Below are 14,094 nucleotides of genomic sequence, written 5' to 3' on the forward strand. Positions count from 1 at the left end.
CTGATCGTGATGATCCGTGGAACCCGTGGAATCCGTGGAATCCGTTCGCATCGTCCGTCCAGCCCCTGGCTCTTCCTCGCTCCCGGTCTGCTGATCGTCGCCGGATTCAGCCTCCATCCGTTCCTGAGCACCGTGGGGAACTCCTTCACCGACGCGCGCACCCTCACCGAGGGGCAGTTCGTCGGCGGCGCCAACTACCAGGAGCTGATCCATGACGCGATGTTCTGGACGGGGCTGCGCAACAGCCTGCTGTACGTCCTGGGGGCCGTACCGCTGCTGGTGATTCTGCCGCTGCTGCTGGCCATGCTCGTACAGCGGCACATCCCCGGGATCACCTTCTTCCGGGCCGCGTTCTACACCCCGGTGGTCGCCTCCGTGGTCGTGGTGGGGCTCATCTGGGTCTGGCTGCTGGACGACCGCGGGCTGATCAACGCGCTGCTGGAAACCGTCGGCTTCGGCAGGGTCGGCTTTCTCAGCGATCCATGGCTGCTGCTGCTCAGCGCGATGGCGGTCACGGTCTGGAAGGGCCTCGGCTACTACATGATCATTTATCTGGCGGCGCTGGCCAACGTCCCCAGGGAACTGCACGAGGCATGCGCGGTCGACGGAGCGGGCGCGGTGCGCCGTTTTCTGACCGTCACCGTGCCGGCGGTGCGCTCCACGATGGTGTTGGTGGCCGCGCTCTCCTCGGTCGGCGCGTTCAAGGTGTTCTCCGAGGTCTATCTGATGGCCGGACCCACCGGCGGCCCCGGTGGCGAGGACACCACGCTGGTGATGCTCGTCCAGCAGGTCGGTACGGGCCTCAGCGGCCGGGTCGGCTATGCCTCGGCGCTTTCCGTCGTGGTCTTCGTCATCACGCTCGGCCTGATGCTGCTGGTGCTGCGCGCCAACCGCAAGGAGGACGCATGAGTGAGCGCAGCGAGCGAATCAATGGCACCACCAGACCACGGCAGGAGCGTGCCGAGCAGCGGCGGATGCCGTGGTGGCAACTGCTGCTCCGCTATCTGCTGCTGCTCGCTGTGCTGGCGCTGACAGTCGGCCCGTTCCTGTGGCAGCTGTCCACGTCCCTCAAAGGTCCCGGCGAGGACATCTACCGGTATCCGCCGAGCCTGATCCCCCATCACTTCACCCTCGGCAACTACGCCGGCGTCGCGGAGATCATTCCGGTCTGGGACTTCGCGCTGAACTCCCTCAAGGTCGCCGCCGCGAATGTGCTCACCAACTGCGTGGGCGCAGCGCTGGCGGGCTACGCCCTGGCCCGGATGCGGTTCAAGGGTCGTAAGACCGCGCTCGTCGTCTTCATCATGGCGATGCTGGTACCGGTCGAGAGCATCATGATCGCCCAGTTTGTGACGATGCGGGAACTCCAGCTCAACAACACCCTGATCGGGGTGCTGCTGCCCGGCTGCATCGGCGCGATGAACGTGCTGCTGATGCGCAACGCCTTCGCCGGGCTGCCGTACGAGGTCGAGGAGGCCGCGTTCGTCGACGGCGCCAACGCCTGGCAGCGGTTCGTACGGATCGCGCTGCCGTCGGTCAAGGGCACCCTCGCCGTTGTCGCGATCTTCGCGTTCATGGGTGCCTGGGACGACTTCCTGTGGCCGTTGATCGTGCTGAGCGACCAGTCGAAGTTCACCTTGACCATCGGGCTGAACTTCCTGCACGGCACATTCGCCGACAACCAGCGGCTGGTCGCGGCCGGCACCATCATCGCCGTGCTGCCGCTGATCGTGATGTTCGCCTGCCTCCAGCGTTACTTCTTCCGGGGCGTGGGCGAAGGAGCCGTCAAGGGCTGACCGCCCAGCCCAGCCACTCCCCACCCCTGCCCCCGTACTCACAGGAAGCCCCATGCCTATGCAGGAACCTGCCCCCCACCAGAAGCACCAGCCGCGGTTCGGCGCCAACTACACCCCCACCGAAGGCTGGTTCCACCACTGGCTCGACTTCGATCTGGACGCCGTACGCGCCGACCTCGACTCCATCGCCGCCCTCGGCCTGGACCACATCCGGGTCTTCCCCCTCTGGCCGCTCTTCCAGCCCAATCGCACCCTGATCCGGCCGCGCGCCGTGGAGCAGTTGGTGCAGTTGGCGGACGCCGCCGCCGAGCGCGGGCTCGACGTCAACGTCGACGGGCTGCAAGGCCATCTGTCGAGTTTCGACTTCCTGCCCGCCTGGACGCAGACCTGGCACCGCCGCAACATCTTCACCGACGCCGCTGTGCTCGCGGGCCAGGAGGACTATCTGCGGACGCTGGCGGCCGCGCTGGCCGACCGGCCCAATTTCCTCGGGATGACGCTCGGCAACGAGATCAACCAGTTCTCCGACGGCCCGCACCCGGATCCGGACCGCATCACCGACGAGCAGGCCACCGCCTGGCTGGAGCGGATGCTGGCGGCCTGCGAACGGGGCGCGCCGGGCCGGACGCATCTGCACGCCGAGTACGACGCCGCCTGGTACCGCGACGGCCACCCGTTCACCCCCGCCCAGGCCGCCCGGCTCGGCGCCATGACGGCCGTGCACTCCTGGGTGTTCAACGGCACCGCGCAGCGGCACGGCCCGTCCGGCACCGCCACCGAGCACCACGCCGCGTATCTGATCGAGCTGTCCAAGGCTTGGGCCGTCGACCCGCACCGCCCGGTGTGGGTCCAGGAGGTCGGCGCGCCCGCTCCGCACATTCCCGAGGACCGAGCGGCTCACTTCACCAAGGCGACGGTCGTCAACGCCCTTGATTGCACTGGCATTTGGGGTATCACCTGGTGGTGTTCGCATGATGTGTCGCGGTCGCTGGCGGACTTCCCCGAGCTGGAGTACGGCCTGGGCCTGCTCGGCAACGACCGTACGGCCAAGCCCGCGGGCAAGGCCGTCGCCGCACTGGTCAAGGAGTGGCGCGGCCGCGAGCACCGGCCTCCGGTACGCACCACCGCGCTGGTCGTCGACGTCGGCGGGGGCGAGGATGCGCCGCGCCGCTCGGTGTGCGCGCCGGGCGGCCCCGTCTTCGAGGCATGGGCAGAGCTCACCGCTCAAGGCGTCCGGCCGGCCCTCGTGTTGGCCGAACTGGCATCAGACAGCGCACATTTGACGTCCCGTGGGATTACCGAGGTCTGCACACCGGAAGAGGTCCGCCAGGGCCTGTCCGACCCTGACCCATCGGACAGGCCCTAAGGCACGACCGCCGCCCACGCCGACCACCGGCCCGTTCCACCCGCCGTTCCGCCCCGCCCGCCACCGGAGGAGCACACCATGACCCAGCGACCCTTCCCGTTCTCCCGCCGCCGAGTGGTGCTGGCCGGGGCGGGTGCCGCGGCCGCCCTGCTCGGACCGTCCTTCGGAGGCGGCACGGCGCTGGCCGCCGGCCGCCTCGGAGCCCGCCCCCGCGCCGCGGACACCTTGCAGCCCTACGCGTCGTACTGGTTCCCCGACTCGCTGCCTTCGGGCACGCCCGGCGACGGCATCACCTGGACGAGCCTGGCGAACTGGACGCCGGAGGGTGACCGGGATCTGCCGTTCAACACGGCCACGGTGCCGCTCGCCGAACGGTTCAGCCCGGTCCCCGCGAACACCACGGCCCGCTCCGACCAGGCCAGGATCAGCGCGCTCGCGGCCTTCGACCACACCGCGGGCAACCCGTCACAGGGCTCGGCCACCGCCGACTACTACGCGCCGACGCACTGGGCGTACATCGACGAGCTGATCTTCTGGGGCGGGTCCTCCGGCGAGGGCCTGGTGCTGGCGCCGAACGCCCCTGTCGTCGATGCCGCGCACCGCAACGGCGTCCCCGTACTGGGCACCGTCTTCCTGCCGCCGGCCGCCTTCGGCGGGGATCTGCGCTGGACCCGTGACCTGGTGCGGAAGGACTCGGCGGGGCGTTTCCCGCTCGCCGCGAAGCTGGTGCAGGTCGCCACCGCGTACGGGTTCGACGGCTGGTTCATCAACGCCGAAACCGACGGCGGGGACGCCGCGCTGGCCGCGGACATGCAGGCATTCCTGCGCGCGCTGCGGGCCGCGGGAGCCGGTCACGGGCTGCGTATCACCTGGTATGACGCGATGAACGTGACCGGGCAGGTCGGCTGGCAGGGCGCGCTCAACGACCGTAATCAGCCGTTCTTCCAGGACGACGCGGGCCCGGTCGCGGATTCGATGTTCGTGGACTTCCGCTGGACGGCCCAACGGCTCGCCGACTCGGGGAAACTGGCCGACCAACTGGGCCGTAGCCGCTACGAGTTGTGGGCCGGGGTCGATGTCGAGTCGGCGGGCTGGGACACCGCCACGGACTGGGACGCCATCATCCCCAACAGGCGCGACCATGTGGTCTCGTACGGCTTCTACCGTCCCGAGTGGACCCTCCACCACCTCCCCGAGGGGCGCACTCCTGGCCAGTTCCACGCCGCGGACGACCGCTTCTGGTCCGGCGAGGGGCTCGATCCGACCCGGCCTGGCGGCACCGGCAAGGGCTGGCGGGCGCCCGCCACCGCCGTATCCGACCGTTCGACGATCTCCGCGCTGCCGTTCGCGACCACCTTCAACACCGGTCACGGCCTGCGCTGGTACGAGGACGGCGCGGCGACCTCCGACGCCCCGTGGAACCATCTCGGCCTGCAGGACCGGCTGCCGCCCCGGCGATGGGCGGTACGGACGGAAGGCCAACGCCCGGACATTTCCCTGGACTTCGCGGATGCCTGGCGCGGCGGCGGCAGTCTGCTGGTGCGCGGCGCGCTCGATGCCCCCGTCACCGTCGAGCTGTTCCCCACCCGGTTGCCGTCCGGCGCCGCCACGGTGCTCGATATCGCTCACCGTACGGATGCGGCTTCGGGTCCGGTGACCGTTGAAGTGGCCGTCGCGCTCCAGGAACCACCGGCACCGGGTGCGCCCACTCCGTACGCGTATCTGCCCGCCGGGAGCATCGAGCCGGGCGGCGGCTGGCGCACCGCCTCCGTACGGCTCGACTCCCTCGGCTCCGGCACCGTTCACGCCCTGGGCATACGGCTGACCGGCCGCGATGGCGCCGCGGTGGCATGGCGGCTGGGCTCCCTCGCGGTCCGCGAGGGCACCGGGCAGCCGGGAGCTCCCGGCGGACTCACGGTCGGCGACGCCGCCACCGTGAACGGGACGACTTCGCTGCGGCTGCACTGGCAGCGCGCCACCGGGCCGGTACGCCACTACGAACTGCATCGCCGGCTCCCGGACGGAACACGGCGTTTCCTGGGCGGTACGTGCGGCGCGGCCTTCTACGTCCCCGGCCTGCGTCGTGAGCAGAACGAGCGGGCCGTACTGCTCGAAATCCGCGCCGTGGGCGAACTGTTCACGGAATCGGCGCCCGCCAAGGCCCAACACCCTTGGTAAAGATGGACTGTTGGGAATTCGCATCGCCCGCCACCCCTCCCCGACTCTACGGAGCCACCTCCCATGCATGACGATCGCGCACTGGTCGAAGCCCGTCTCAAGCGTGTGCTGAACGAGCGCATCCGACCCGCCCTGTATCCGGAATCGGTCCCCCTTGAGGTCGCGGCATGGGTCGCGCCGGGCGAGCCCGTGCCCGTCGCCGAGGGCCTGTCCGCCGCACATACACCTGTGAGCGTGGGTGAGATGTGGGGCGCGCCCTGGGCCACGACCTGGTTCAGGGTTCACGGCGAGGTGCCGGAGAACTGGGCCGGCCGCACCGTCGAGGCGGTACTCGACCTCGGGTTCGACGAGCGGATGCCGGGCTTCCAGTGCGAGGCGCTCGTCTACACGCCCGACGGCAGCCCGGTGAAGGCCATCAATCCGCGGAATCAGTGGGTACGAGTCGGCGCGCCGGTACAGGGCGGCGAGCGCGTCGAATGGCATCTGGAGGCCGCGTCCAATCCGGTCATCCTCGACGTCCCGCCGTTCCAGCCCACCCGGTTGGGCGACCGGGAGACGGCGGGCAGCGAGCCGCAGTACCGGCTGACCCGGATGGATCTGGCGGTGTTCGACACCACGGTGTGGGAGCTGATCCAGGACCTGGAGGTGCTGGGCGAGCTGATGGCGGAGCTCGCGGTGGACAGCCCGCGGCGCTGGGAGGTCCTGCGCTCGGTGGGCCGGGCGCTGGATGCGGTCGATCTGCAGGACGTCAACGGCACTGCGGACGCGGCGCGTTCGGAATTGCGGGAGGTCCTGGCGGCGCCCGCGGGAGCGTCCGCGCACCGGATCAGCGCGGTGGGGCATGCGCATATCGATTCGGCGTGGCTGTGGCCGCTGCGCGAGACGGTCCGCAAGGTGGCCAGGACGGCCTCGAACATGACGGCTTTGCTGGAGGACGAGCCGGAGTTCGTCTACGCCATGTCGCAGGCCCAGCAGTACGCCTGGATCAAGGAGCACCGGCCCGAGGTCTACGCCAAGGTCAAGAAGGCGGTCGCGGACGGACGGTTCGTGCCGGCGGGCGGTATGTGGGTGGAGTCGGACACCAATATGCCGGGCTCGGAGGCGATGGCCCGGCAGTTCGTGCACGGCAAGCGGTTCTTCATGGAGGAATTCGGTGTCGAGAACGACGAGGCGTGGCTACCGGACACCTTCGGCTTTGCCGCGGGACTGCCGCAGATCATCAAAGCGGCGGGCGCGAAATGGCTGCTGACCCAGAAGATCTCCTGGAGCCAGATCAACGCCTTCCCGCATCACACCTTCCGCTGGGAGGGCATCGACGGCACCCGGATCTTCACCCACTTCCCTCCGGTGGACACGTACAACTGCCAGATGGCGGGCAGTGAAATCGCCCATGCGGCAAGGAACTTCAGGGACAAGGGGGTGGCACGGCACTCGCTCGCGCCCACCGGTTGGGGTGACGGCGGTGGTGGTACGACCCGCGAGATGATCGCCAAGGCGCGCAGGCTGCGCAATCTGGACGGCTCACCGGTGGTGGAGTGGGAGAAGCCCGCCGACTTCTTCGCGAAGGCGGAGGCGGAATGCCCCCAAGCACCCGTGTGGGTAGGCGAGTTGTATCTGGAACTGCACCGCGCGACGCTCACCAGCCAGGCGCGGACCAAGCGCGGCAACCGACGCAGCGAACAGCTGCTGCGCGAGGCCGAACTATGGTCGGCGACGGCGGCCGTTGCGGCCGAACACCCCTATCCATACGCCGAGTTGGACCGCATCTGGAAGACGGTGCTGCTGCACCAGTTCCACGACATCCTGCCCGGCTCGTCCATCGCCTGGGTGCACCGCGAGGCGGAGAAGACCTACGCCGCGGTCGCCGCAGAGCTCGAAGACGTCATCGCTGCCGCACTGTCGGCGCTGACCGGTTCCGGGAACGCCGACCTGGTGGTGAATTCGGCGCCGCACTCCCGCGGCGGGGTCGCGGCCGGGGCCATCGCGCCCGCGGTGGCCGACGGAGGTGAAGGAGACGAGGGAGGCAAGGGCGGCGAGGGAGGCGCGGTGCGCGCCGAGCCCCGTGACGGCGGCGGATTCGTGCTCGACAACGGCCTGTTGCGCATCGGAATCGACGACCGCGGCCTGATCGTCTCCGCATGCGACATCGCGGCCGAACGCGAGACCGTCGCGCCGGGCCACACGGCGAACCTGCTCCAGATCCACCCGGACTTCCCGAACATGTGGGACGCCTGGGACGTGGACGCCTTCTACCGCAATGTCGTCACCGATCTGACGGAGGCGGACGAGGTGGCGCTCGGCGAGGTGTCGACGGACGCCGCGACCGTCCACGTCTCCCGTTCCTTCGGTGATTCACATGTGGTGCAGGCGCTGACGCTGGCGCGCGGGCAGCGGCGCCTGGACATCGACACCGAGGTCGAATGGCACGAGACGGAGAAGTTCCTCAAGGCCGCCTTTCCCCTGGACATCCACGCCGATCGCTACGCCGCGGAAACCCAGTTCGGGCATCTGTACCGGCCCACCCACACCAACACCAGCTGGGAGGCCGCCAAGTTCGAGGCTTGCGCGCACCGTTTCGTGCATGTCGAGGAACCGGGGTGGGGCGTCGCACTAGTCAATGACGCGACATACGGCCATGACGTCACCCGCACCGTTCGGGACGACGGCGATTGCGGCACCACCACGACCGTACGGCTCTCCCTCCTGCGCGCCCCGCGCTTCCCCGACCCGGAGACCGACCAGGGCCTGCACCACTTCCGCTACGCGCTCGCGCCCGGCGCGGCGATCGGCGACGCCGTACGCGAGGGCCACCGCATCAACCTCCCCGAACGCCGGATCACCGGTGCCGGCCCGGTGGCGCCCCTGGTCACGGTCGACAATGACGCGACGGTCGTCACCGCGGTCAAGCTCGCCGACGACGCGAGCGGCGATGTGGTCGTACGCCTCCACGAAGCGCACGGCGGACGCGCCAGGACGACCCTGACCACGGCTTTCGACCTGGCTGACGCCGTCCCGACCGACCTTCTCGAACGGCCGACGGACGACGGTCCGGCCATCGAGCGGGAGGGGAACTCGGTGCGGATGTCGCTCCGGCCGTTCCAGATCGTCACGCTGCGGTTGAGGGGGGCGGGGGGCCGGGCGGACGGCTAGGGCCTGTCCGATGGGTCATGGCCGGGCCCGCGGCGTCTGGCCCGGCGCGCTTCACGGCCGGCGCCGCGCCCGGTGTCGTGACCCACGTATCGCACCGTGGCCACGCCCCGGCTCGCGACCGCGCGCCGCCTCATTGCCGTAAGGCGGGTCATGGTTGCGAGCCGCTTCATGGGGCGGGTCGTGGCACGGGTCCAGGTCCAGCATGTCCATCAGCAGGGAAAGGTCGGCCGCGTCCCGCGCGCGGTCGGCCAGCGCCCGCCTGGCGCGTCGTCGCTCCTCGTCGGCGGTCATGGGGCGAGGCGCGGTGTCATCGGCACTGTGGTGTTCATCGCTCACCGCTGCATTCTCGGCCGGATGGCGGCGCCGTGCCCGTCGAGCGAGCGGGCGAACGCTCGGGCGGAACCTCCGGGGCCGCGTTGGGCCGATCGGGTGTCCAGCGCCATGACGGCCCCGGGTGGCCCCGTACGACCGGGCACCCCCGGGGGCGGCCCGTAACGACACCCACGCCCCGGCACAACGCCGCACGATCCACCACGCCCGGGCATGATCCGGCACGATCCGGCACGACCCGATTGCCGGCAACGGAACCTCCGGCGTCGCTTTTCCCTCTTTATGGGCACTTGATCGCCCAGCCCGCGGAGTCACCGTTGAAACACCGTTACGCCGTCGCACTCGCCGCCGTGCTCGCCGCTTCCTCCGCGCTGCTCACCGGCTGCTCGGAGACCGGAGAGCAGATCGACTTCAACGCCGGCGCCAAGGATGGCGGCTCCGCGCAAGGCAAACCGGCCGACCGCGACACCTTGATGCCGACCGGCCCCAAGAGCGACTTCCGGATCACCCGGACACTGGACGACGGCACGCATATCGGCCGGGCAACGCTGAAGGGCGCGAAGTCCGGGGTCACCGGAAGTGTATGGGTCTGGGCGCCGAAGGAATACAACGACCCCAAATACGCCAAGAGCGGATTTCCGGTGCTGATAGCCCTGCCGGGCGGCCTGGGCAGCCCGAAGGAAGAGGGCGGCGTCACGAATTACTGGGTGGGCGGCGACATCAAGCTGCAGGAGAACATCACCAAGTGGACCGAGGAGGGCAAGAGCCTCCCGTTCATTGTCGTGATGCCGATGCTCAATCCGGATAACCAGTACCACGACGGCAGCGACATCCCCGGTCAGCAGAAGATGGGGACCTGGCTGACGGAGGACGTCGTGAACCTCACGAAGGCCAACTTCCGGACGTTCAAGTCCCGTGACGGCTGGGCCTTCATGGGGTCGTCCTCGGGTGGTTTCGTGGGCCTGAAGTCGGTGCTGAAGTTCCCGGAGAAGTTCAAGGCGGCGATAGCCAGCGGCCCGGACATCGTGCCGGACTCGCCGCTGTGGGCGGGGCACCAGGCGGAGAAGGACGCCAACAACCCGGAGAAGCTGGCCCAGCGCCTGCTGCAGAAGGGCGGCCCGGACGTCTACCTCGCCTTCCAGGCCGGCACCAAGGAACCGGCCAGCGTCACCTCCCGGATCAACGCGTTCCGGCAGACGTACGGCAAGGGACCGGTCCACACCGCATTGCAGATCATCCCCGGCGGCCGGCACAACGCCTGGGACTACCAGAACGGCATGGAAACCAGCTCCATCAAATTCATCAGCGATCACCTCAAGGCCCCGGTCCCCAGCGGTTCTTGAGCCGGGATCGGTCCTCCTTGAACACCGTGCAGGGGCTCCTCGACGGGAGCCCCTGCACGGAGATGCAGATCGTCCGTCCGGGGGTGATGCTGGATTCGTGCGGAAATCTGTCGAGGAGGATCACGTATGTCCATGAAAGACAAGATCAAGCACATGCTGAAAGGCCGCGAAGAGCAGGCCGACAAGGGCATCGACAAGGCCGGCGACTTCGTCGACGAGAAGACCCAGGGCAAGTACAGAGGCCAGGTCGACACGGCCCAGGAAAAGCTCAAGGAACAGCTCGGAACGGACCAGGAACGGAGCCAGGACAAGGGCCAGGGGGGACCGCCGCAGCCCTGAGACATCCGGGAGCCGCACCAGAGCACAGCGACGCCCCTGGCCCGCCCGAGCAACCGGATGATGACTTTCGGTCGCGCGAATTTCCGTACACGCGACAACTGTGACGGTGGGGATATCCGGGCATTTCCGAGGTGTATGCCGGGAGGTCGTGCGGAGATTTCGCCGCCAGGGAGCCCATTCAGCGATATCCCGAAGAAACCCCTCAATGATCCGCTGGGTCCCAGATCACGCTCTGCCCCTTCCGCAGCGCCGACGTCGGCCACTGGATCGACGCGGACCACGTGGGCCACCGCCTCCAGAAGATCCTCGACGACCGCAACCCGTGAGCGACGCCGGAGGGACTCCGCGAACCCTGTGCGCCGGTCCACGGCCGATCGGGTGATCCGCCCGCACACACGACGGCGCCCACCCCCACCGGGAGCGGGCGCCGTGTGAGCAGCGAGTGACTACGCCAGGCGGATCTGCTCCGCCTGGGGGCCCTTCTGGCCCTGGGTGACCTCGAAGGTCACCTTCTGGCCTTCCTGCAGCTCGCGGAACCCCTGGGCATCAATGTTCGAGTAGTGCGCGAAAACGTCGGCGCCGCCGCCGTCCTGTGCGATGAAACCAAATCCCTTTTCCGAGTTGAACCACTTCACCGTGCCGGAAGCCATACCTGTTTCCTTCGTTCATTGGACTCGAATCGGCTTCCGCATGCTGCGGAACCCGGAGGTGATCGCCCTGGTCCGGAGGCGCACCACACAACAAGAACGCCCGTGAATGCGACACGGGCGCCCGGCACTTCGGAACCACGACAGCTGTTCAGGACGCTACACCGACCAACGCCCGGCAGTCACGACAACCGTGGCAGACGCGTTACCCTTCACCGACAAGGGCATATCGGGTCATCCAGATCCACGACCGATCGGGCGAATGTACGACGATCGCCGGCCCCGCACGCGGAGCCCCGCCGCCGTACTGTGCCCGACGGCGGCGCCCCGGATCAGTCGTGTGCTTACCAGATCTCGTTGACCCACTCGGGGTGATCGATGAACGGGTTCCGGTTGTGCTGGTACTTGTCGAATATCACCTGGTTGCGGTGCTGTTCGAAGGTGTCCGGCGGGTCCTGCTGGCTCCACTGCTTCAGGACGGAGATCCGGCCGATGTTGGGCTTGGAGCCGTTGTCGACGCTGTTGTTGGGCTCCAGGTCGGGGAAGCCGTCGTCACCGTCGTAGCGGACGGCCATATAGAGGATCATGCGGGCGACATCGCCCTTGTCCGCGTCGCGCGGCTCGAAGGAGTCGTCGTCGGTGTAATTGCCCGGCGCCTCGCCGACCTCCGTACCGCCCTTGTCGAAGTCCTTGTTGCCGCGCGTGCTGTTGACGGACACATCCGTCGGACGCAGGTGGTGGATGTCGGTTCCGGGTCCGGTGGCGGTACCGAAATCACCGTGGGACTTCGCCCAGACGTGTTCGCGGTTCCAGTCGTCCGGATCTCCGCCGTTGGAGTTCTTGCTCTGCGAGGTGCCGGAGTACAGCAGAATCACATTCGCGCTGTTTTTCGGGTCCTCGTCGGTGTCCTTGAGGGCGTCCCAGACCTGGTCATACGTCAGTTTTCCGGTCTGGGTGCTGCTGATGATCTGGTGCAGCGAATCCTTGAGGTCCTGGCCGGTCTTTCCTATGGCGTCTTCGTAGTACGAGTCGTCATACGCGCCGACGGATATGGACGAGCGCTGGCCGACGGCCGTGGCACCGGATCCGGCATGGTCAGCCGGGGTGGCCGTAGCCATGGCCGGTATCTGTGCGCCCACCGCCACCAGTACGGTGCCGGCGGCTACGGTCAGTGCGATGCGGCCACGACGGGTCACGCGGAAGTTGTCCACGGATGGTGTCCTCTCCCCGAAATCTGGCACCGAGCCGCGAGATGTGGGGCACGGTCGGCGCCGGCCGTTGGGTATACGGCCGCAGGCAGCTTTCCACCGCAGTAATCACCACAGTGTGAACACCAGGAGAGAGTTGTGTGATCAGCCCGTGGTGACCACCGAATCCCCGCCGAAAGGCCCCATCCTTCACTGTCCATTGCCCTGATCTTTCATCTGTTCCAGGGCTAAGCAGCGAGAATTTGCATGATGGGCAGGCATAGTCGGTGATATTTCGTCAGAGCCTGACTGATAATGCCGACTCAGTCTAAAAGCAGGCAATACGGGATTCGCGGAGGCGGGACCGCGGCCCGGCACCGAGGGGGCGGCGCCGGACTGATTCCTCGTCATGGGCGGGCCGCGCACACCTCTCTCGGCTCTGCCGCCTGCGCGGCGGCCGGGACGGGGGCGTCGGGCGCGGACTTCGGGGCGGTCGCGGAGCGGCGCAGAAGGTCGGGGACGAGAGTGCCGAGCCCGGCCAGGGCGAGGACGGCGCCGAGCCACAACGGGGCCCGCAGCCCATAGGAGTTGATGACCAGGCCGCCGACCGACGAGCCGACGATGACGCCGAGCGTGATGAAGGACGAATGGACGGTGTTGACCAACGGCCTTGCGTTGCCGGTGCGTTGGACGCGGGTCGCCATCGCCGGGTTCATCGTGACGCCGACGAGTCCGATGCCCATCATCAGCGCCACGGCCGGGAGAGGAAGGTGCGCGAACAGCGCGAATCCGACGAGAAAGAGGAAGTTCAGGGCCAGACCGGCCAGTTGGACGCCGACGGCGTGCCGGTCGGCCAGCCGTCCGACGACGGTGTTGCCGACGACGGTCGCGGCACCGTAGGCGATGAGGAGCAGCGGAACGGTGCCGGTGCTGAATCCGGTGACCTCGGTGAGGATCGGGTTGAAGTAGCTGAACGCGGCGAAGGTCGCGCCGATGATCAGGGTGGAGGTGGAGAGCACCAGCCACAGCCGGGGATTCCGGAAGGCGACGAGCTCCTGCCGGACGTTCCCGCCGCCCTCCGCACGTCCCAGCCGAGGCACTCCGATGACGGTGGCGAGCGCGGCGACCACCGTGATGCCCGAGATGACCCAGAACGCCGCGCGCCAGCCGAGGCGTTCGCCGACCACCGTGGACAGCGGAAGTCCCAGCAGCGTGCCGAGCATCAGCCCGTTCATGGCCAGGGCGATGGCGCGGCCGCGGACCTCCGGGCGGGCCAGCTGGACGCAGAGCGAGATCGAGACGCCGAAGAACGCCTGCGAGGCCACGCCGGTGATGATCCGCGCCACCAGCATCACGCCGTAGTCGGGAGCGACGGCGGCCAGCACATTGCCCGCCAGGAATATCCCGAACAGCAGCATCAGAGAGCTTTTTTGACGGATCCTCAGTACAGCCATGGTCAGGAACGGCCCGCCGGCCGACATCGCCACGGCGAAGGCAGTGATGAGATAGCCGATCTGCGGGATACCGACGCCCAGCCCGACGGCCATCTGCGGCATCAGACCGGCTACCGCGAATTCACTGGTCACCATGGCGAAAATCCCCATGGCCAGCACATATACGGCGCGCGGCACGGTCAGCCCTCCCTCTTCTGAGGCGAACGTGACCAACGCGACCAACGCGACGACCCCGACAACCCCGACGCATACGACGACAGCGCTGCGGCCGTGCCCTTGTCCCGCCCGCCCGACGGACCCGTCA

At 68.3% G+C, this 14,094-nt stretch carries 11 protein-coding genes; 7 read left to right on the forward strand and 4 right to left on the reverse strand.

Going from position 1 to position 14,094, the window contains the following annotated elements:
• Positions 1–9 precede the first annotated feature (9 nt).
• The 5 genes from AB0I10_RS21625 to AB0I10_RS21645 all read left to right on the forward strand — a co-directional run bounded on the left by AB0I10_RS21625 (position 10) and on the right by AB0I10_RS21645 (position 8,490).
• Positions 10–909, forward strand: a complete 900-nt coding sequence (locus AB0I10_RS21625) for a sugar ABC transporter permease (protein WP_363154171.1) — start codon at positions 10–12, stop codon at positions 907–909.
• A 65-nt stretch (positions 910–974) separates the two neighbouring features.
• The gene (locus AB0I10_RS21630) at positions 975–1,796 is read left to right on the forward strand and encodes a carbohydrate ABC transporter permease (protein ID WP_363154221.1); all 822 of its coding nucleotides are present in this window, start codon (positions 975–977) and stop codon (positions 1,794–1,796) included.
• 52 nt (positions 1,797–1,848) lie between these two features.
• Positions 1,849–3,162 carry a glycosyl hydrolase gene (locus tag AB0I10_RS21635; protein ID WP_363154172.1) on the forward strand — a complete coding sequence of 438 codons (1,314 nt, stop codon included), beginning with the start codon at positions 1,849–1,851 and terminating at the stop codon, positions 3,160–3,162.
• Positions 3,163–3,240: 78 nt separating this feature from the next.
• A complete protein-coding gene (locus tag AB0I10_RS21640; protein WP_363154173.1) occupies positions 3,241–5,340 on the forward strand; it encodes an endo-beta-N-acetylglucosaminidase in 2,100 nt (699 codons plus the stop codon).
• A gap of 63 nt (positions 5,341–5,403) precedes the next feature.
• On the forward strand, positions 5,404–8,490 hold the full coding sequence (locus tag AB0I10_RS21645; protein WP_363154174.1) for a glycoside hydrolase family 38 C-terminal domain-containing protein: 3,087 nt from the start codon (positions 5,404–5,406) through the stop codon (positions 8,488–8,490).
• Positions 8,491–8,541: 51 nt separating this feature from the next.
• Here AB0I10_RS21645 and AB0I10_RS21650 read toward each other — a convergent pair whose 3' ends face one another.
• Positions 8,542–8,826 (reverse strand): hypothetical protein, encoded by a 285-nt coding sequence (locus AB0I10_RS21650; RefSeq protein ID WP_363154175.1) that lies wholly within the window; start codon positions 8,824–8,826, stop codon positions 8,542–8,544.
• 311 nt (positions 8,827–9,137) lie between these two features.
• Between AB0I10_RS21650 and AB0I10_RS21655 the strand changes: the two genes are divergently transcribed.
• The gene (locus tag AB0I10_RS21655) at positions 9,138–10,163 is read left to right on the forward strand and encodes an alpha/beta fold hydrolase (protein WP_363154176.1); all 1,026 of its coding nucleotides are present in this window, start codon (positions 9,138–9,140) and stop codon (positions 10,161–10,163) included.
• Positions 10,164–10,289: 126 nt separating this feature from the next.
• On the forward strand, positions 10,290–10,502 hold the full coding sequence (locus AB0I10_RS21660; protein ID WP_363154177.1) for an antitoxin: 213 nt from the start codon (positions 10,290–10,292) through the stop codon (positions 10,500–10,502).
• A 446-nt stretch (positions 10,503–10,948) separates the two neighbouring features.
• Here the strand turns inward: AB0I10_RS21660 and AB0I10_RS21665 are convergent, their stop codons facing one another.
• The 3 genes from AB0I10_RS21665 to AB0I10_RS21675 all read right to left on the reverse strand — a co-directional run bounded on the left by AB0I10_RS21665 (position 10,949) and on the right by AB0I10_RS21675 (position 13,967).
• Positions 10,949–11,152 (reverse strand): cold-shock protein, encoded by a 204-nt coding sequence (locus AB0I10_RS21665; protein WP_363154178.1) that lies wholly within the window; start codon positions 11,150–11,152, stop codon positions 10,949–10,951.
• 341 nt (positions 11,153–11,493) lie between these two features.
• Positions 11,494–12,360 (reverse strand): endonuclease, encoded by an 867-nt coding sequence (locus tag AB0I10_RS21670; RefSeq protein ID WP_363154179.1) that lies wholly within the window; start codon positions 12,358–12,360, stop codon positions 11,494–11,496.
• Positions 12,361–12,743: 383 nt separating this feature from the next.
• Positions 12,744–13,967: an MFS transporter gene (locus tag AB0I10_RS21675; protein ID WP_363154180.1), complete on the reverse strand. Its 1,224-nt coding sequence runs from the start codon at positions 13,965–13,967 to the stop codon at positions 12,744–12,746.
• Positions 13,968–14,094 lie beyond the last annotated feature (127 nt).

The organism is Streptomyces sp. NPDC050636 (assembly GCF_040654775.1).
GTDB lineage: Bacteria > Actinomycetota > Actinomycetes > Streptomycetales > Streptomycetaceae > Streptomyces.

What these genes read in the sequence shown, in the direction of transcription:
- AB0I10_RS21660 (WP_363154177.1), top strand. Translation starts at nt 10,290, where the DNA reads ATGTCCATGAAAGACAAGATCAAGCACATGCTGAAAGGCCGCGAAGAG.
- AB0I10_RS21645 (WP_363154174.1), top strand. Translation starts at nt 5,404, where the DNA reads ATGCATGACGATCGCGCACTGGTCGAAGCCCGTCTCAAGCGTGTGCTG.
- AB0I10_RS21625 (WP_363154171.1), top strand. Translation starts at nt 10, where the DNA reads ATGATCCGTGGAACCCGTGGAATCCGTGGAATCCGTTCGCATCGTCCG.
- AB0I10_RS21640 (WP_363154173.1), top strand. Translation starts at nt 3,241, where the DNA reads ATGACCCAGCGACCCTTCCCGTTCTCCCGCCGCCGAGTGGTGCTGGCC.
- AB0I10_RS21630 (WP_363154221.1), top strand. Translation starts at nt 975, where the DNA reads ATGCCGTGGTGGCAACTGCTGCTCCGCTATCTGCTGCTGCTCGCTGTG.
- AB0I10_RS21665 (WP_363154178.1), bottom strand. Translation starts at nt 11,152, where the DNA reads ATGGCTTCCGGCACGGTGAAGTGGTTCAACTCGGAAAAGGGATTTGGT.
- AB0I10_RS21635 (WP_363154172.1), top strand. Translation starts at nt 1,849, where the DNA reads ATGCCTATGCAGGAACCTGCCCCCCACCAGAAGCACCAGCCGCGGTTC.